The sequence below is a fragment of the Rhodococcus sp. UNC23MFCrub1.1 genome, from assembly GCF_000686025.1.
Taxonomy (GTDB): Bacteria; Actinomycetota; Actinomycetes; order Mycobacteriales; family Mycobacteriaceae; genus Rhodococcoides.
Window position 1 is genome coordinate 894935 of record NZ_JMLQ01000001.1, and the last position, 17189, is coordinate 912123.

Sequence of the window (17189 nt, forward strand, 5' to 3'; positions counted from 1 at the left end):
CCCCTGAACACCGTTAGGTAGTCTCGAAAAGTATGATCACTGCACCACTCAACGACGACATCGTCCTCGGTGCAGCCGAGCTCGAACGCGTGGATCGGGGCGTGCGCCCACACCGGCTCCCCCGTGCCGTCCGGCAACGCGATGCGGACCCGCAGCTCGCGATGATGGAGGCGCAACCGTCCGGAGTACGTATCGCCGCACGCACGACCGCCGTCCAGATGGTCCTTGAGGTCCACACCACGCGCATGACCTACCGGGGTGTGATGCGCGACCGGGGCGCCGTCGACGTGGTGGTGAACGACTCGATTCTTCAGTCCCACGTGCTCTCGGGCGGTGACACCGTCGAGATCGATCCGACCACCGGGACGAGCACGGTCCACCCGGGAACGACGGAACGCATCACCCTCACCGATCTGCCGGCCGGGGAGAAGACGGTCGAGATCTGGCTCCCCCACAACGAACAGGTGGATCTGGTCTCGCTGTCCGCTGATGCCGTTCTGCACCCGGCGCCGACGAGCGGACCGAGGTGGCTGCACCACGGCAGCTCGATCAGCCAGGGATCCAACGCCGCGAGCCCCACGCGCATCTGGCCTGTCGTCGCGGCCCGTCGTGCCGGCGTTCGGCTGCGCAACCTGGGTTTCGGGGGCAGCGCCTTCGTCGATCCGTTCATGGCTCGCGTCGTGCGGGACTCCCCCGCGGACGTCATCAGCGTCAAGCTGGGCATCAACGTCGTCAACCTCGATGCAATGCGCCTTCGTTCGTTCGTTCCCGCAGTTCACGGGTTCCTCGACACCGTCCGCGACGGGCACCCGACCACACCGCTGCTGCTGATCTCGCCGATCCACTGCGCGATCCACGAGAACACTCCGGGACCCGGGGCGATCGATCCCGACTCGTTCGCCGCCGGCTCCGCGAGATTTCGCGCGACGGGCACGGAGGGCGACATCGCGCTCGGACGCCTGACACTTCGCGTGATCCGTGACGCGCTCGCTCAGATCGTCGACAGTCGATCGGACGACCCGAACCTCCACCACCTCGACGGACTGCTGCTCTTCGGCGAGGACGACGAACGGCGCCACCCACTTCCGGACAACCTGCATCCCGACACCGACGCCCACGCCGTCATGGGACAGCGTTTCGCGGACATCGCCTTCGGCCCGTCAGGGCCGTTCGCGCCGGGGTGATCACGGGGCGTGGGCCCGACCGGGGAACGTGAGTGTGACCAGTCGGTGCATTCTCACGGAATGCGCGTGGGGTGGCGAAAATGGGGGTAGTCCCGAGTGAAGCGCGGCACCCGCGCACCGAGAGAGGACGACCCTCGATGGTGAGCGCGGGGAACCACGACGGCGGGCTTCGCACGTCGATCATCACCGACATCGTGGATGTCTGTGTCGATCTGACGGGCGCCGACGGCGCCGCCCTGGTTCTGGTCCCGCCCGGCGACTGGTCGGTGCAGAATGTCGCGCACGTGACAGACACGACGGCGGCCCGCGTCGCACGGGAACTCCAGGCAATCGGGCTCGGTCCGGTCGTCGACGCTCTCGCCGACGGTGCGGTCCACGATGCCGCGGTGGAGGATTCACTCGATCGCCTGCGGTGGCCGCAGGTGACCGGCGCCCTGAGCGTCCTGGGCGTCGGGTGGCTACGGGTGTTCCCTGTGGGCCCCCGCGCCCGACCGTCGGGAACCTTGCAACTTCACCGACGCACCTGGAGAGGTCGAGGGTGGTCGACGGAGCTCGACGGCCCTCTCGGCCGACTGGCGCACTCTCTCGGCACTCTGTGCGCCACCGACTTCGCCGCCGAGAACGGTGCACAGCCCGGCCCCGACACCGACGTGGTGCACACGGCGATCGGAATGATGGCCGCCAGGCACGAGCTTTCCGTATCCGCCGCATCCGCACTTCTGCGCGCGGTCGCTGATTCTCACGGGCGCTCGTCGGTGGCGCAGGCACGGGTCATCGTCGATTCAGTCGGGCGACGGGGAACCGGCACCTGACCTCGTTGATTGCGTCATAAGGGCAGCCTACCCTTAGCATCAAGGCATGATGCGTATTCCCGGCAGCGTTCCCCGATGGACGAGACGCTCGATCACAGTTCTCATCGCCGCCGTGGCGGTGACCGCGCACCTCGTCGGCTGCAGCTCGTCGGACCCCGCTGACCCCGGTTCGGCGACGACCGCCGATGCATCGTTCCCGAAGACGTTGCGGCACATGTACGGCGAGACCGTCCTCGACTCGACACCCGCCCGCGTGGCCACCTGGGGTGCCGGCGCCACGGATGCCGTGCTGGCTCTCGGGGTGATGCCGGTGGCCATGCCGTCGACCACGTACGGCGGCGGTGACGACCTGACGTACCCGTGGGTCGCCGAGTCGATCGCCCGGAACGGCGGTGAGGCACCGGCTCTCCTGGACGACGTCCTGGGTCCCCTGTCGGTCGAGAAGCTCGTCGCAGCCGACCCCGACGTTCTGCTGGCACCACATTCCGGCCTCACGCAGAGCGAGTACGACGCGGTCACTTCGGCCGGCATTCCCGTGGTCGCACCGCCGTCCGAGCTCTGGTCGACTCCGTGGCGAGACACGATCGGTGTCACCGGTGAGGTTCTCGGAAAGAGCGTCGAGGCAACGGAACTCGTGTCAGAACTGGACCAGCAGGTCGTCGATGCCGGCGCACGACACCCCGAGTTCCGAGACCGAACCATCGCCTACGTGTCCGAGGCGCAGGACGTCTACTACCTCCTGCTTCCCTCGGACCCGCGCGTCGAGCTGCTCGAGAACCTGGGATTCACGTCCGATCCGTCCGTCACCGAACTGGCGACCGGTGATTCCACGTTCTCGACCGCGGTGTCGTCCGAGGAGATCTCCCGAATCGATGCCTCTGTCGTCTTTACACAGGTGGACACGGACGCGGCACTCCGGGAGTTCCTGTCATCCGACGTGTCGCGGCAGATCCCCGCTGTGGCGGCAGGTGCCGTCGCCGGATTCGTCGGCCAGGAAGCAGGGGCCGCCATCGGCCCGACGGCACTGACGATTCCCTACTTCCTCCCGACTCTCGTCGACGGCTTGGCGACGGCGGTCGACGCAACGGAGCAGTGACGAACCACGGGACTCACCGGAGCGAATCGACGTCGCGCACCGCACCCTTGTCTGCGGACAGTGCGAGCGCGGCGTACGCACGGAGCGCGACGCTCACCTCGCGCTGCCTGTGGCGGGGCCGGAAGCCGTCGAGGGCAGAACGCCGTTGCGCGAGCACGCTGTCGGCGACGTCCAGTGTGATCGAGCGGTGCGGGATGTCGATGGTGATGCTGTCCCCGTCCTCGACCAGAGCGATCACGCCACCCGCGGCCGCCTCCGGAGACACGTGCCCGATCGACAGACCCGATGTCCCGCCGGAGAAGCGGCCGTCGGTGATCAGCGCACACGAAGCCCCGAGGCCGCGACCCTTGAGAAATGCTGTCGGATAGAGCATCTCCTGCATTCCGGGCCCACCGCGCGGACCCTCGTACCGCACGACCAGCACGTCACCGGCCACGATCCGTCCGGACAGGATGGCGTCACATGCGTCCTCCTGCGACTCCACGACCACGGCCGGGCCGGTGAAGGTGAGGATGGAGTCGTCGACGCCCGCCGTCTTCACCACACACCCGTCGGCGGACAGGTTGCCGCGCAGAACCGCCAGGCCGCCGTCGGCCGAGTACGCGTGCTCCACATCGCGGATGCATCCGCCGGCGGAGTCGAGATCCAACGTCTCCCAACGCTCGGACTGCGAGAACGCAGTGGCGGAACGCACGCATCCCGGTGCGGCGTGGAACAACTCGATCGCGGCCTCGTCGGCACACCCGGACCGGACGTCCCACCGGTCGAGCCAGTCGGCGAGAGACTCCGAATGCACCGTGTGCACGTGATCGTGCAGATGCCCGCCCCTGCGGAGCTCACCGAGAATGGCGGGCACTCCACCGGCGCGGTGCACGTCCTCGACGAGGTAGTGCCCGTTGGGTGCCACCTTGCACAGACATGGGACCATCCGCGAACGCTTCTCGATGTCGTCGAGGCTGTAGTCGAGTTCAGCCTCGCGTGCCGCGGCCAGGAGATGCAGGATCGTGTTCGTCGATCCACCCATCGCGATGTCGAGGGCCATGGCGTTGTCGAACGCAGCGCGTGAGGCGATCTGCCGAGGAAGGACCGACTCGTCGTCGTGGTCGTACCACCGACGGCACAGATCGACCACGGTGCGCCCGGCATTCTCGTAGAGGTCCCGACGCGCCGTGTGCGTGGCGAGCGTGGTTCCGTTGCCCGGCAGAGCGAGCCCCAGCGCTTCGGTCAGGCAGTTCATCGAGTTTGCCGTGAACATGCCCGAGCAGCTCCCGCACGTGGGGCACGCTGACTCCTCCACGCGTGCCAGGTCCTCGTCCGAGATGTCACCGGCGGCGGCATCGGACATGGCGGACACCAGGGTGAGTCGGGTTCGCACGGTGCCGTCGACGAGCACTGCGGTGCCACCCTCCATCGGACCGCCCGAGACGAACACGACCGGGATGTTCAGTCGCAGTGCGGCCATGAGCATCCCGGGGGTGATCTTGTCACAGTTCGAGATGCACACGAGAGCGTCCGCGCAGTGTGCGTTCACCATGTACTCGACGGAGTCGGCGATGAGATCGCGGGAGGGCAGCGAGTAGAGCATCCCGCCGTGTCCCATCGCGATGCCGTCGTCGACCGCGATCGTGTTGAACTCGCGCGGAATGCCGCCGGCTGCGGTGATCGCGTCCGAGACGATGCGGCCGACCGGCTGGAGATGGGTGTGGCCGGGAACGAACTCGGTGAAGCTGTTCGCGACGGCGATGATCGGCTTACCGAAATCGTCGCCGTTCACCCCCGCGGCGCGTAGTAGCGCGCGGGCCCCCGCCATGTTGCGTCCGTGCGTGACGGTTCTCGATCGAAGTGCAGGCATGGGGACGACGATGCCGGTCGAGTGCCGCCGCAGGAAGACAGCTCCGGTACTGGTATCACCACCACCACCTTCACGCGTGGACGATCGTAGAGTTGCCGTGTGACCACCGACCGGGACTTCGCCGCGCGCCGTGAGCTGGGAGCTTTCCTGCGCGCCCGCCGCTCGGCACTGCCACGGTCGCGGCTCGGGTTGCCGCCCGTTCCGCGGGGCCGGTCGACAGGCTTACGTAGAGAGGACGTCTCGTCGCTGTCCCATGTCAGCGTCACCTGGTACACCTGGCTCGAACAAGGGCGGGACATCCACCCGTCACGCCAAGTCCTCGATGCCGTCGCCGCGACGCTCCACCTCACGCCTGCCGAGCACGATTACGTTCTCGACCTCGCGGGACACCCGCCGACGCCGACCCCGTCGAGCGCGGAGACGACGCCTCCGGCCGTGCAACGTCTGCTCGATGCCCTCACCGATTTCCCCGCGTTCGCTCTCCGTCCGGAGTGGACGATCGCCGGATGGAATCGTGCGTACCGTGCGTTGTTCCCCCGCATCGAGACCGTGGAGGCGGCGGACCGAAACCTTCTGTGGCTGGTCTTCACCGACCCGTACGTGCGCGAGTTGCTCCCGCACTGGGAGTCCGACAGCAGACGCTTCCTCGCAGAGTTCCGGGCGGACGGAGGCGCCGCCCTCGGCACTCCCTCCTTCACGGACCTGGTCGATCGGCTCCGCTCGACGAGTGACACGTTCGCCGACGGGTGGGACAACCGCGACATCGAGGGATTCGCCTCGCGTGAGCGCGTCTTCCGGCACCCTGTCGTCGGAGAGTTGCGCTTCGAGCACCACCAGTTGGCGCCGACCGATCACAAGGACGTGAACATCGTCGTCTACCTTCCTGTCGCGGGCACCGACACTCGCGAGAAGGTGCAGCGCCTGATCGGCGAGTGACGCCGATCCGGATCGGCACGGACATGAAAGAGGGACAGATGGCTACCGTCCTCATCACCACCGACTACCTCCACCCCGGCGACGACGTCGACACCCTGCTCCGTGCGCACGGTCACGAGACCGTCCACTCCCCCGCCGTCGGGCCCCGCCCCGACGGTGAGATGGCCGCGCTCCTCGCCGCGAGTGACGCTGCCATCATCGCCAGCGAACCCGTCACCGCCGCCATGCTGCGCGCGGCCCCGTCCCTCAGCGTGATCGCGCGCAGCGGAGTCGGATACGACTCGGTCGACATCGAGGCCGCCACCGCTCACGGCGTCCTCGTCTGCAACACCCCCGGAGCCAACCGCCATGCGGTGGCCGAGATGACCCTCGCTCTGCTCCTGATGTGCGCGAGGCGGATCGGCGAGACCACCGACGGCGTGCGGCACGGAGAGTGGCCACGCCACGACACTCGACAGCTACGGGGCGCGACTCTCGGCATCATCGGCCTCGGGCCGAGCGGACGGGCCGTCGTGGACCTCGCTCACGCGTTCGGCATGACCGTCCTGATCTCCACCGGCCATCCCGACCCCGCACTCGAGGTCACCTACGTCGACAGAACCACTCTGCTCCGCGAGTCCGATTTCGTCAGCCTCCACGCCCGTGCCGGCGGCGCACCCGTCATCGACGCCGCGGCACTGGCCCAGATGAAACCCTCTGCCTACCTGGTCAACACGGCCCGCGGATCGATGGTCGACGAGGATGCCCTCGTCGACGCGCTCCGCGACCACACCATCGCGGGAGCGGCGCTCGACGTCTTCGCCACCGAACCACCGAACCCGGACAACCCGCTCCTGGCCATGCCCACGGTCGTGGCCACCTCACACCTGGCCGGTCAGACCCGCGAGGCGCGCACCGATGCGGGTACCGCGGCCGCCGAGTCCGTCGTCGCAGCACTGGCCGGTCGGCCGGCCGCGGGTGCGATCAACGAGTCGGCGGTGGCGACGAGACGACCCTGAGCCGCCGCCGGACGGGGCCCCTGGACCATACAGGAGTACCCCCCGGTCGGCGTCAGGTCGACGAGCTCGTGCGGTCGACGGCGTCCGCAAGGCGGTCGAGCCAGTCCGCGTACTCGGTATAGGTGGTGGGACGCTTGTCGTCCCAGTCCAGAACATGGCCCGAGGTGACCGCAGGAATGGAACCGTAGACGGGTGAGGCGTCCAGCATCTCGCGGCTCGCGGGGTACTCGAGAACGATGTCGGCAGGGTACTGAGCCACGTTCTCCCAGCTCACCGTCGCCCACGGTCCGTCGAATCCCGGACCCGCGAGACCCACGCCGAGGTCCGAGAGCAGTCCCAGCACCGACAACTGTTCCGTTCCGATGTACACGGCGTCGGCGGCCGCGTTGACGGGCAGCACCGTCACGCCGGGACTCGCGGCGACAGCATCGCGCACCCGCTGTTTCGCCGCGTCGTAGTCCGCACGGTCGGATGCGATCTCCGGGGAGTCCACGTCGGCGCCCAGTGATGCTGCGAGCGAACGGTATTGATCCAGCGTTCCGTCGAGCGACGAGGACGGGTCGATGCCAAGGAAGGGAGCGACGACGTTGATCTGCTCGGCCTGCGCTGCCTCCCACCAGATCCAGGACGTGGGATCGGTCTCGGCGGAATAGCCGACGACGAGGTCGGCGCCCATAGTCGCCGCCACCTCCGTCTCGAACACCGCATCCGTACCCACGACGGTCATGGAATCGAGGTCCGCGTCACCGAGACCCAGCCCGTTGGTGATGCCGTAGCCGTAGACCCCGGCAGGGCGAACACCGTAGTCCCACAGTGCGGCAGCCGAGTACGCGTCGACAACCACCGTGTCCGGCGGTGCGTCCAGCGACACGGTGTTGCCGAAGGCAGTGGTGTGAGACCACCCTTCCCCACCGGAACTGCTCCCGGACTCGGTGGAACACCCGGCGACAGCCAGCGCGAGGGCAGCGAGGAGAGCGCCGGCGCGCCCGGCGGAGATGGTCGACATGTCCGAATGTTAGCGCAGGCTTACCTCACTTCAGTGAGTCACCGTCTGCGTGAACGGCGGGCGCCTCCGAGATTGACGACCAGCGCAACGAGCGCCAGCACTACCGCCACGACCCACCCATCCGGGTCCACCGCGTGGACGAGGATAACGGCACCGAGAACGACGAGCGCAGCAAGCGCGACCACCCCGAGCCCGGGGCCGCCGAGCGCTGTGCGGGTGCGACGGTCCAGAGCGCCGAGTCGTGTCCTCACACGTCGACCCTACGACGTCGAGTCCACCGCTCCGGATCGCGTCGATCCCGTTCGCGGAGGTTCCAGAGTGCGGATCTCAGGCCAGCGCGAACCGGGTGCGCAAATTCTGCGTCTGCCGGTGCAGCTCTCGCAGAGTCCGCTTGTGTGTCGCGGCCTGCTGCTCGTGCCACGTACCGGTGGGCGCGTTCCCCCTGGCCCGAGCTTCTGCGGCGAGCCGACGCGCGTCCTCGAGTTGAACCGATACGGTCGCGATCTCGTCGTCCAGCGCCGCGAGAAACACCCGCGCCTGCGCCACGTCCGAATCGTCCGCCACCCCGGTTCGCCTCCATCGTCATCGACCGTGCCGGTCCAGTCATTCACGATAGCGAGCCGACCCTGCTGCCACACCCCTCACAACTCCCGTGTGGCGGACGATCCGGTGCAGTGAACCGTGTACAGCACGGTCAGCTGCACCGGATCACGCACAGCGGGCGCGTGGTCGATGAGTTCCCGACCTCGCGCCGGTCCACATCAGTGACATCCGACGAGAGGACGAGCCCATGATCGACCACGTACTGACCGTCGTACCCGTGCGCGACATCGATGTCGCACGCGAGTGGTACACGCGCCTGCTGGGACGCGAACCCGACAACAACCCCATGCCGGGTCTGATCGAGTGGCAGATCGTGCCGGGGGCGTGGATGCAGGTGTTCCTCGATGCCGACCGGGCCGGCGGGACGCGGTCGAACCTCGCCGTCGACGACCTCGACGCTCACACCACCGAGCTCGCGGGCCGCGGACTCGCCGTCGGCGACACCACGGACGCCACCCACGGAGTTCGGCTCGCGCCGATCACCGATCCCGACGGCAACGTCATCACCCTGATAGGCGGTTTCCGAACGGTGTACTGACCGACCCGACGATCGCGACGAACGTGTGCAGCCGAGTCACACGATGCGATCGAGAGTCAGAGTCATCCACGGTGCCCCACGCCCCGTCGTCCACACGTTCCCACTCGGCACGCATTCGTTCGGTACCGGCGCGGGGGTCCAGCCGGGTCCGCACGTTGTCGCCCTCGAGCAGAAGTGTGGTGTCGTCCTGCAAGGTCAACCGCATGAGCGTCGGTTGCGCGGCGCTGTCGAACGCGTACATGGCCCACCCACCCGAAGAGTGCTCTCCACCGATCAGCTCGTGTGCGACGACGTGGTCGGTGCCCATGACGACGTCGACGTCGTGGGCGATCCAGGATTCGCCAGGCAGTCTTCGATAGGTGCCGGTGCCGACGACGGTGACACCGTCTCCGACAACTTGCCCGGTCGTGTTCCAGGTCGCCAGAATGGGGAGCAACGGTCCGAGTGCATTCACGATCGATCCTCTCGTTCCGACGAGCTGTTCTCACGTACGTACTGCCCCGGCGTCACCCCGGCAACGCCGCGAAAGTCCCGGATGAGGTGCGCCTGGTCTGCGTAGCCGAGGCATACCGCGATGTCGGAGACATCGACACCAGGAATGGACAGTTGTCGCACGACCTCCTGCAGCCGGATACGGCGAGCCACCGCTTTCGGTCCCATACCCAGCGTGGACTGCAGGGCCCGTTGCACGGCTCTCTCACTCGCACCCACTTCGGCTGCCAGCCGCGAGCCGGTTCGGGAACGCACCGTCCGCGACAGCGTGTCCACCACAGCGTTGGCCAGAAGATGCTCGTGCGAGGGCGGTGTGGCGGCCCGGGCCTCCGCGATCACCTCATCGGCGCGCGCCGCGGGATCCTCAGCTTGTGCGATCTCGGTCATCATGTCGAAGAGAGTCGCGTCCATACCGCGCTCGAGTGGCGTCTGTGCAGACAAGTTCGACGGCGTGAGGCTCGATATCGCGGCCAGACCCGCGGGCCGCAAACGAATCGCGAACACCGTTCCGGCGCCTCGGATCGCGCGCACCCACGCGGATCGCTGCACGCCGGTGACCATGAACGGAGCCGGGACATCACCCGACTCGATGCTCACCGTGATGGCCGGGAATTCCAGTATCCGTTGCGTGACTTGCTCGTTCGAAGCCATGTTCCACTCGACAGCCCAGTATGTGTCCACCACGTCCGCGATCGACCCGGCCGGTGGCGACCACCGTGCTGCGAACCGTTCGAGATTCGACGGCACCAGAACGCCCGACCTTTCCGTCACGTCGATCGGCCGTTCGCCCATGTCGTAATTGTGCAATACGACCGCCTCGAACGACGGACATCATGTACTCATGACCACCAACTACCGCAACGTCTTCATCGGAGTGGCGCCCGACTGCCCTGCCACCTCGGGCGAGAAACCACCGACGAAGAACGACAAGCCGACCATTGCCGAACTGCAGTACAGAATGATCGCCGACGCCCCCTACACACTCACATCGGACGACGTGTTGTACGCCGTACACGTGGAGCGGTCCGGGCTCGAACAGACCCGCCCCACCACTGATCGTGTGAGCTTCTTCGCCGCCGATCGGGCATGCCTGCGCGCGTCTCCGTTGGGGAAACGGTACGGCTGGGGCATTCACCACGACGAGAACGAACGTGTCGCCCTCCTCGCCGTCGGCACCGCGGAATACGACGCGCTCAGCTCGGACCCCCACATCACGCAGAAGAGCGCGATGCGGTCTCGGCGGTGACGCGATGAGTTCCGGCCACACCCCGGGTCGATACGACTGACAGCCCACCTATTCGAGGATTGGCAGCGATGGCGACGATCACCGCGTTTCAGAGCATCAGCACCGATGGAGTCATGCAGGGCCTCGGACGGCCCGACGAGGACGACCGAGGAGGGTTCGTCCACGGCGGTTGGGGCCAGGGATACCAGGACGAGATCTCCATGTCGTTCGCGGCGGATGGCATGAGCGACGAGGGTGCGCTTCTGTTCGGCCGGAGGACGTACGAGGATCTACTCGGCTTCTGGACAACGACGTCCGAGCCGAATCCCTTCACCGATGTGCTGGTCCGAACGACGAAATACGTCGTGTCGAGGTCCACCGACACCACTCTCGAGTTTCCCGACTCCCACCTCGTCGCCGGTGACGCGGTGGACGAGGTACGCAGACTCAAAGAACGCACTGACGTGCCGCTGACCATCATGGGAAGCGGCGAGCTGGTGCGTAGCCTGCACGCGGCGAACCTGATCGACGAGTACGTGCTGCAGATTCATCCGATCGTGTTGGGATCGGGCACGCGACTGTTCGGGACGGCCGACCGGGTCGATCTCGAGCTGGTCAGGTCCGTTCCCACGACCACGGGTGTGATCATCGCTCACTACGTGGCCCGTCGATGACGCGGCAGGGAGCGTGGGTCTGATGCCGCATGTCCGTTCCGCCGACGGCACACCGATCTCCTGTGACCGCCTGAGCACTCACGGGCCGGCGGTGGTGCTCGTCGGGGGCGGTCTCGACGACGGCGCCGAGAATCACCCGCTGGGCGCGCACCTGGCTGATCACTTCGCGGTGGTGAACTACCAGCGCCGCGGCAGAGGTGACAGCGGTGACGCTCCGTCGTATTCCGTGGGGCGGGAGGTCGAGGATCTCGCGGCCGTGATCGACACTGCCGGAGGGCACGCGCATCTGTTCGGTGCGTCGTCCGGAGGTGCGTTGGCGCTGGAAGCCGCCGCAGCAGGGCTTCCCGTCGACCGCGTCGCCGTTCACGAGGTGCCGTACCAGGTGGAGGCCCCGATGATCTCCGCCTGGCATACGTACAGGCGTGAGCTCGAGTCAGCACTCGACGCCGACGACCGCGACCTCGTACTGCGCCTGTTCATGCGACTCGCCGGATCCTCGGAGGACGACATCGCGGGCGCCGAGGCCTCCCCTGTGTGGTCTGCATTGCGTGAGCTCGCGCCGACACTGCGATACGACGCGGAATGCCTCGGCGACGGACCTCCGCCAGTCCACCGTCTCGGCCTCGTTCGGCAACCGGTACTGCTGACGACGACTGTCGGCATCGACCCACAGATGGCCGGACTGCCCGTCGACTTCTTCGGAGGGGCGGCCGACGCCGCAGCCGACGCTCTGCCCGATGCCCGACGGGTCACCCTCGAGGTCGGTGGACATGTGGCAGATGCCGAAGCGCTTGCCCGAGTCCTCCGTCGGTTCTTCACGGAGTGAACCAACTCGCCACGCGGGCGAGACGTTCGGATCAGCTCGAGCACAACGGGTGACCGCGGGACAGCTCGTACGCCAGTATCGGAGTACATGACTGTCCTCACCGACTCGGCCTCGTACGAACCCGATGCCGACCGGCGCAAGCGCCTTCGCACGGTCGTGGCGTCGAGTCTGCTCGGCACCACCGTCGAGTGGTACGACTTCTTCCTCTACGCCACGGCAGCGAGTGTGGTCTTCAATCGCCTGTTCTTCCCCGATCAGTCGTCCTTCGTCGGCACCATGCTGTCGTTCGCCACCTTCGCTGTCGGATTCGTGGTGCGCCCCATCGGTGGAGTCGTCTTCGGATACTTCGGAGACCGTATCGGCCGCAAGAAGACACTGGCGTTGTCGATGCTGATCATGGGTGTGGCGACCACCCTGATGGGCGTCCTGCCGACGACCGAGGACGTCGGTCTGCTGGCTCCGATTCTGTTGTTGCTGTTGCGCATCGCACAGGGTTTCGCTCTCGGCGGCGAGTGGGCCGGTGCCGTGCTTCTGGCCGTCGAGCACAGCCCGGCGCGTCGGCGTGGATTGTTCGGAAGCATCCCGCAGGTGGGTCTCGCGCTCGGCCTCGCGTTGGGCACCGGAATGTTCGCCCTGCTGCAGGTGATCTTCGACGAAGAGCAATTCCTCTCCTACGGCTGGCGCATCGCGTTCCTCGTCAGTCTCGTTCTGGTGATCGTCGGTCTGGTCGTGCGCCTGAAGGTGGAGGAGACGCCGGCGTTCCGCGAGGTGTCGGAACTCCAGCAGCGATCGAGCGCACCGATCAAGGAGGTGTTCGCACGGCGCCATGCGCGAAGCACCGTCCTCGGACTGCTGTCGCGATGGGGCGAGGGTGCCGCCTTCAACACGTGGGGTGTCTTCGCCATCACCTACGCGACGACACAACTGAAGTTCGACAAGGTCTCGGTCCTGCTCGTGGTCACCGTGGCGGCAGTGGTGATGGCGGTGCTCATCCCGGTGTCCGGGGTGCTCGTGGACAGGGTGGGCGCCAAGCGTGTGTACATCACCGGCATCGCGGCCTACGGGCTGGCCGTGTTTCCCGTGTTCGCCCTCTTCGACACGGGCAGCCTGTGGCTCTTCGGACTCGGACTGGTCCTGGTGTTCGGCATCGTCCACGCCACCTTCTACGGAGCACAGGGCACGCTGTACGCGAGCCTGTATCCGACCGAGATCCGCTACACCGGCCTGTCCGTGGTCTACCAGTTCTCCGGGATCTACGCCTCGGGCGTGACGCCTCTCGTTCTCACCGCACTGATCGCCGCGGCGAGCGGGTCACCCTGGCTCGCGTGCGGCTTCCTCGTCGGCACGTCGGTGATCAGCGTCATCGCCACGGCGCTCGTTCGCGAGGACGATCTGCATCTGTCGCGCCCTCGGTCCGACGCGGAGACAGAGCACGACTGAGGTGAACGGTTCACACCTCGTGAACCGTCTCCGCCCGTGGCGCACGGAGCTCCAGCACGGCGGTGGTGCGCTCGGCGTCGACGGGTCTGCCGAGCAGGAACCCCTGCGCCAGATCGCATCCCGTCTCGGCGAGTGCATCGAGTTGCACGCGGGTCTCGACGCCTTCCCCCACGACGGTCATCTCGTACGCCTTGGCCAACGCGACGATGGCGGTGACGACCGCACGGCCCCGCCGGGTGTCGAGTGCGTCGATGTATCCCTTGTCGATCTTGAAGCACTCGAACACCGGAAACCGTTCGAGGTAGGCCAGGCTGCTGTGACCGGCGCCGACGTCGTCGAGGAGCAGCGCGACGCCCATCTCGGTCACCGCGCTGAGGTTCCGGGCGACGCGTCCGGTGTCGGCGAGCCACACCGTCTCGGTCACCTCGAGCCCCAGTGCCTGTGGCGGTAGGCCGGTCTCCCGGAGCACCGACGCGACCTGGCCGGGGAACGCGGGATCTCGCAACTGAAGCGCGCTGACGTTCACCCGCACGGTGATCGAGAAGTCCCTGCGCCATCTCGCCGCCTGGCGGCACGCAGTGCGTAGCGCCCAATCCCCCAGTACCGCAGCCAGACCGGTGCGCTCGGCCACCGCTACGAACTCGGACGGCTCGATCTGCCCGAGCGTCGGGTGATTCCAGCGTGCGAGTGCTTCGACGGACACCACCTCCCCTGTCGCGATGTGCACCAAGGGTTGGTACGCGAGGGTCAACTCATCCTCGGCCAGGGCAGCCCGCAGGTCGACCGACAGGGAGCGGACGCGGTCGGCGTCGTAGTGATCGTCCTCGGCGTCGAAGACGGCATGCGCTCCGCCGCCGCCGTCCTTGGCGCGGTGCAGCGCCAGATCGACGCGCCGCAGCAACTCCCGCACCGTGACGCCGGGCTCGGACACCGCGATACCTATCGAGGCACTCATCGGAATGGGGGCATCGGCCGCGGACGGCGGCGCGGCCAGCGCAGCGGTGACACGGAACGCGAGATCCTCGGCGTTCCGGGCGTCCTCGAAGCCCCCGCAGACGACGAGAAACTCGTCACCTCCGAAGCGATACACCGCGTCCCGCGTTCGGACCGCAGCGACGAGACGCTCGGCGAACCGGACCAACGCGCGGTCCCCGGTGTCGTGTCCGAGGCTGTCGTTGATGATCGCGAAATCGTCGACGTCGAGGAGGAGCAACGCCACCTCGTCGCCCTGCGCACGCGCACGAGTCAACGCATCGCCCACCGCCGAGTAGGCCCGCGTGCGGTCCGGAAGTCCCGTGAGTGGATCGTGATCGGTCTGTTCCCGGAGAAGCCGCGAGAGGTCGACGCGTTCGAGCGCTGCGGAGAACACTCCGGCCACCGCCGACAGGAACGCGATGTCCGTGTCGTCGAACAGATTCGGTTCCGCCCCGAACACGATCAGCGCGCCCCACACCCCGGCGCTCGTCGTGATCGGCACAGCGGCGCCGCTGCGAAAGCCGACCGACGACATGGTGGACGTGTCGAACCGTGTCTCTGTCTCGCCGTCCGAGCAGACGGTCAATCGACCGTGCGCCAGAGCGAATCCGGCCAGGGAGCCGGCGCCGGACCGCACCTCGACATCGGTGCGCAGCACATGGGTGACCGCGTCGATGCGCAGAAACGGATCCTCCGGACTCTCGTGCCGAGCGAGCGCCGCGGACGCCACCCCCACCAGGGTCGCCGCGGTGGAAGTCGCTGCGGCGGACACCTCGTCCAGGTCGGCGGAGACGGCGAGCCCACTGAGCCTGGCGAGCGCGGTCTGCGCCAGCGCGAAGCGTCGGGATGCACGAACGTCCGCGAGGACACGGGCGGGGATCGTCACCATCACTCCGTTCGGCGTCTGTGAGTCGATGGTCGGTTCGACCACGGGCACACGTCACGAGCGACAAACCCCGACATTCACGGCTTATGACCCGTCCAGCATCGCACGTCGATCGTTCCGTGGCCGTGCGAACGCCGACGGAGCCGAATGCACTCGTGTCAGGGGGCGGTCGGATAGTGACCGTCGGGTGCGTTGCTGACCACCAGGCTGCGACCCCGAAGGTCGTCGGGGAGCATGTCACGCCATCGCAGCGCCTCGTCGAGGTCGGTACTGGTCCACAGAGCCGACACCAGTTCGTCACGTCCCGTCGCGCGCGGCGATCGCAGTTCCACCGTGTACACGTACGGCAACGGATGGGGGCCGGTCATCGATGGTTCCCAGTCCGCGCGGTCGACTATCCGGCCGTCCGGACCCTCGATGTACTGCACCCGTGCTCCCCAGGCCGCGCAGTACGCGCGAGCCGTCCGCACCGCCGACGACACGTCGGCCGCTGCCCGCACCACCACGGTGTCGCGGTCGTCGATCAACCACACCAGGAACCGACTCGAGGGTTCGATGTCGGACGTGCCCATCACCTCGAGGAAGTCACACGAGCGCGGCGTCGGTTGAGTGCGATGAACCATGAAACACATTCGCACACGATCGCCGATCGGGATGCGTGCTCTTCCTCACCACGCGTGGTGAGGGTCCGGCGCCCGGTAGTCAGTCCGGGAACCCGACTCCGGCGAGCTCGGTCGACAGTTCCCAGACCCGTCGCGCCTCCGCACGATCGCGCAGCCGCGAGTACAGCTTCTGCGGTCCGGGACGCCCACCGAGGTGCCCGAGTCCCGCCGGCCCGTGGAAACTTCCGGACGTCACGTCGACGGCGGTCGCCGCGTACAGAGCCGGCAGCGCAGCGGTCTCGGTGGTGCCGACCAGTAATCCGCGACGGGACAGGGCCTCGATCACGCGACGGCTCGTCGTCTGCGAGGTCCGGTCGAGCTCGGGTCGCGCGGCGAGCAGACCTGTCGGCGCGATTCCGGGGTGCGACAGATGACTCGAGATACCCCAGCCACGCTGCGCGCTGAGCCGTCCCAGTTCGAGGCCGAACAGTCCGAAGGCGATCTTCGACTGGCTGTAGGCGCGCATTCCGTCGTACGACCGTTCCCAGTTCAGGTCGTCCCAGTTGATCGATCCGCTGTTCGCGGCAATGCTGATCTGTGAGACGACGCGGGCGCGCCCTGCTCGCAGCAGGGGAAGCAGACGGCTCACGAGCGCGACGTGGCCGAGGTGGTTCGTACCGAACTGCAGCTCGAATCCGTCCGACGTCGTCCGTCGCGACGGTGGAGTCATCACGCCGGCATTGTTCACGAGGATGCCGATCGGTCTGCCCTCCGACGACAGCGTGTCCGCGAGTGCGGACACGGAGTCGAGCGACGAGAGATCGAGGCGCCGGAGTGAGACGTCGGCGCTGGGATGAGCCTGCCTGATCGCGTCGATCGCCGCCTTCCCCTTGCTCTGCGAGCGAACGGGCAGGACCACCTCCGCCCCTGCTGCCGCGAGGCGACGGGAGAGGACGTGGCCGATGCCGTCACTGCCGCCGGTGACGACAGCTCGGATACCGGAGAGATCGGGGACGGAGATGTCGATGGTGTGTCTCATGGGTC

Annotated in this window: 19 protein-coding genes; 10 read left to right on the forward strand and 9 right to left on the reverse strand. The window is 67.4% G+C overall.

Features of this window, described 5'->3' with window-relative positions:
- Nucleotides 1–32: 32 nt before the first annotated feature.
- The 3 genes from BR07_RS0104460 (at nt 33) to BR07_RS0104470 (ending at nt 3092) form a co-directional block, all read left to right on the forward strand.
- Complete coding sequence (locus BR07_RS0104460; protein ID WP_027504399.1) at nt 33–1184, forward strand: SGNH/GDSL hydrolase family protein; 1152 nt, start codon at nt 33–35, stop codon at nt 1182–1184.
- A 137-nt stretch (nt 1185–1321) separates the two neighbouring features.
- Nucleotides 1322–1996 (forward strand): hypothetical protein, encoded by a 675-nt coding sequence (locus BR07_RS26900; protein WP_027504400.1) that lies wholly within the window; start codon nt 1322–1324, stop codon nt 1994–1996.
- A gap of 46 nt (nt 1997–2042) precedes the next feature.
- Nucleotides 2043–3092 (forward strand): ABC transporter substrate-binding protein, encoded by a 1050-nt coding sequence (locus BR07_RS0104470; RefSeq protein ID WP_231476174.1) that lies wholly within the window; start codon nt 2043–2045, stop codon nt 3090–3092.
- A 13-nt stretch (nt 3093–3105) separates the two neighbouring features.
- On the opposite strand, the gene ilvD is transcribed toward BR07_RS0104470, so the two are convergent.
- On the reverse strand, nt 3106–4944 hold the full coding sequence (gene ilvD, locus BR07_RS0104475; RefSeq protein WP_027504402.1) for a dihydroxy-acid dehydratase: 1839 nt from the start codon (nt 4942–4944) through the stop codon (nt 3106–3108).
- A 99-nt stretch (nt 4945–5043) separates the two neighbouring features.
- Between ilvD and BR07_RS0104480 the strand changes: the two genes are divergently transcribed.
- Entirely contained in the window at nt 5044–5880 is an 837-nt protein-coding gene (locus BR07_RS0104480; protein ID WP_051613009.1) for a helix-turn-helix transcriptional regulator, read from the forward strand.
- Between the two features lie 38 nt (nt 5881–5918).
- Nucleotides 5919–6878 carry a phosphoglycerate dehydrogenase gene (locus BR07_RS0104485; RefSeq protein ID WP_027504404.1) on the forward strand — a complete coding sequence of 320 codons (960 nt, stop codon included), beginning with the start codon at nt 5919–5921 and terminating at the stop codon, nt 6876–6878.
- Nucleotides 6879–6930: 52 nt separating this feature from the next.
- Here the strand turns inward: BR07_RS0104485 and BR07_RS0104490 are convergent, their stop codons facing one another.
- The 3 genes from BR07_RS0104490 to BR07_RS23300 all read right to left on the reverse strand — a co-directional run bounded on the left by BR07_RS0104490 (nt 6931) and on the right by BR07_RS23300 (nt 8448).
- Nucleotides 6931–7884 (reverse strand): ABC transporter substrate-binding protein, encoded by a 954-nt coding sequence (locus tag BR07_RS0104490; RefSeq protein WP_051613010.1) that lies wholly within the window; start codon nt 7882–7884, stop codon nt 6931–6933.
- A 38-nt stretch (nt 7885–7922) separates the two neighbouring features.
- Nucleotides 7923–8135 (reverse strand): hypothetical protein, encoded by a 213-nt coding sequence (locus BR07_RS0104495; protein ID WP_027504406.1) that lies wholly within the window; start codon nt 8133–8135, stop codon nt 7923–7925.
- 76 nt (nt 8136–8211) lie between these two features.
- Nucleotides 8212–8448: a hypothetical protein gene (locus BR07_RS23300; protein WP_037184052.1), complete on the reverse strand. Its 237-nt coding sequence runs from the start codon at nt 8446–8448 to the stop codon at nt 8212–8214.
- A 226-nt stretch (nt 8449–8674) separates the two neighbouring features.
- On the opposite strand from BR07_RS23300, the gene BR07_RS0104505 reads away from it, so the two are divergent.
- Entirely contained in the window at nt 8675–9025 is a 351-nt protein-coding gene (locus BR07_RS0104505) for a VOC family protein (RefSeq protein WP_037184054.1), read from the forward strand.
- Here the strand turns inward: BR07_RS0104505 and BR07_RS0104510 are convergent.
- Nucleotides 8991–9479, reverse strand: a complete 489-nt coding sequence (locus BR07_RS0104510) for a hypothetical protein (protein WP_027504408.1) — start codon at nt 9477–9479, stop codon at nt 8991–8993. The genes BR07_RS0104505 and BR07_RS0104510 overlap by 35 nt on opposite strands.
- On the reverse strand, nt 9476–10309 hold the full coding sequence (locus BR07_RS0104515) for a helix-turn-helix domain-containing protein (RefSeq protein WP_051613011.1): 834 nt from the start codon (nt 10307–10309) through the stop codon (nt 9476–9478). Before BR07_RS0104515 ends, BR07_RS0104510 begins: the two co-directional genes overlap by 4 nt.
- 49 nt (nt 10310–10358) lie before the next feature.
- Between BR07_RS0104515 and BR07_RS0104520 the strand changes: the two genes are divergently transcribed.
- The 4 genes from BR07_RS0104520 (at nt 10359) to BR07_RS23305 (ending at nt 13682) form a co-directional block, all read left to right on the forward strand.
- Entirely contained in the window at nt 10359–10763 is a 405-nt protein-coding gene (locus BR07_RS0104520; RefSeq protein WP_027504410.1) for a DUF6157 family protein, read from the forward strand.
- 68 nt (nt 10764–10831) lie between these two features.
- On the forward strand, nt 10832–11416 hold the full coding sequence (locus tag BR07_RS0104525) for a dihydrofolate reductase family protein (RefSeq protein WP_027504411.1): 585 nt from the start codon (nt 10832–10834) through the stop codon (nt 11414–11416).
- Between the two features lie 22 nt (nt 11417–11438).
- Nucleotides 11439–12242, forward strand: coding sequence for an alpha/beta fold hydrolase (locus tag BR07_RS0104530; RefSeq protein WP_027504412.1), 804 nt, complete (start codon nt 11439–11441; stop codon nt 12240–12242).
- Between the two features lie 87 nt (nt 12243–12329).
- Nucleotides 12330–13682 carry an MFS transporter gene (locus BR07_RS23305; RefSeq protein WP_037184058.1) on the forward strand — a complete coding sequence of 451 codons (1353 nt, stop codon included), beginning with the start codon at nt 12330–12332 and terminating at the stop codon, nt 13680–13682.
- A gap of 10 nt (nt 13683–13692) precedes the next feature.
- Here BR07_RS23305 and BR07_RS23310 read toward each other — a convergent pair whose 3' ends face one another.
- The 3 genes from BR07_RS23310 to BR07_RS0104550 all read right to left on the reverse strand — a co-directional run bounded on the left by BR07_RS23310 (nt 13693) and on the right by BR07_RS0104550 (nt 17184).
- Nucleotides 13693–15588: a putative bifunctional diguanylate cyclase/phosphodiesterase gene (locus BR07_RS23310; protein WP_155956914.1), complete on the reverse strand. Its 1896-nt coding sequence runs from the start codon at nt 15586–15588 to the stop codon at nt 13693–13695.
- 113 nt (nt 15589–15701) lie between these two features.
- Complete coding sequence (locus BR07_RS0104545; RefSeq protein WP_027504413.1) at nt 15702–16166, reverse strand: hypothetical protein; 465 nt, start codon at nt 16164–16166, stop codon at nt 15702–15704.
- 79 nt (nt 16167–16245) lie between these two features.
- The gene (locus BR07_RS0104550) at nt 16246–17184 is read right to left on the reverse strand and encodes an SDR family oxidoreductase (RefSeq protein ID WP_027504414.1); all 939 of its coding nucleotides are present in this window, start codon (nt 17182–17184) and stop codon (nt 16246–16248) included.
- Between the last annotated feature and the right edge of the window lie 5 nt (nt 17185–17189).

What these genes read in the sequence shown, in the direction of transcription:
- BR07_RS0104460 (WP_027504399.1), top strand. Translation starts at nt 33, where the DNA reads ATGATCACTGCACCACTCAACGACGACATCGTCCTCGGTGCAGCCGAG.
- BR07_RS26900 (WP_027504400.1), top strand. Translation starts at nt 1,322, where the DNA reads ATGGTGAGCGCGGGGAACCACGACGGCGGGCTTCGCACGTCGATCATC.
- BR07_RS0104470 (WP_231476174.1), top strand. Translation starts at nt 2,043, where the DNA reads ATGATGCGTATTCCCGGCAGCGTTCCCCGATGGACGAGACGCTCGATC.
- ilvD (WP_027504402.1), bottom strand. Translation starts at nt 4,944, where the DNA reads ATGCCTGCACTTCGATCGAGAACCGTCACGCACGGACGCAACATGGCG.
- BR07_RS0104485 (WP_027504404.1), top strand. Translation starts at nt 5,919, where the DNA reads ATGGCTACCGTCCTCATCACCACCGACTACCTCCACCCCGGCGACGAC.
- BR07_RS0104490 (WP_051613010.1), bottom strand. Translation starts at nt 7,884, where the DNA reads ATGTCGACCATCTCCGCCGGGCGCGCCGGCGCTCTCCTCGCTGCCCTC.
- BR07_RS0104505 (WP_037184054.1), top strand. Translation starts at nt 8,675, where the DNA reads ATGATCGACCACGTACTGACCGTCGTACCCGTGCGCGACATCGATGTC.
- BR07_RS0104515 (WP_051613011.1), bottom strand. Translation starts at nt 10,309, where the DNA reads ATGGGCGAACGGCCGATCGACGTGACGGAAAGGTCGGGCGTTCTGGTG.
- BR07_RS0104520 (WP_027504410.1), top strand. Translation starts at nt 10,359, where the DNA reads ATGACCACCAACTACCGCAACGTCTTCATCGGAGTGGCGCCCGACTGC.
- BR07_RS0104525 (WP_027504411.1), top strand. Translation starts at nt 10,832, where the DNA reads ATGGCGACGATCACCGCGTTTCAGAGCATCAGCACCGATGGAGTCATG.
- BR07_RS0104530 (WP_027504412.1), top strand. Translation starts at nt 11,439, where the DNA reads ATGCCGCATGTCCGTTCCGCCGACGGCACACCGATCTCCTGTGACCGC.
- BR07_RS23305 (WP_037184058.1), top strand. Translation starts at nt 12,330, where the DNA reads ATGACTGTCCTCACCGACTCGGCCTCGTACGAACCCGATGCCGACCGG.
- BR07_RS0104545 (WP_027504413.1), bottom strand. Translation starts at nt 16,166, where the DNA reads ATGGTTCATCGCACTCAACCGACGCCGCGCTCGTGTGACTTCCTCGAG.
- BR07_RS0104550 (WP_027504414.1), bottom strand. Translation starts at nt 17,184, where the DNA reads ATGAGACACACCATCGACATCTCCGTCCCCGATCTCTCCGGTATCCGA.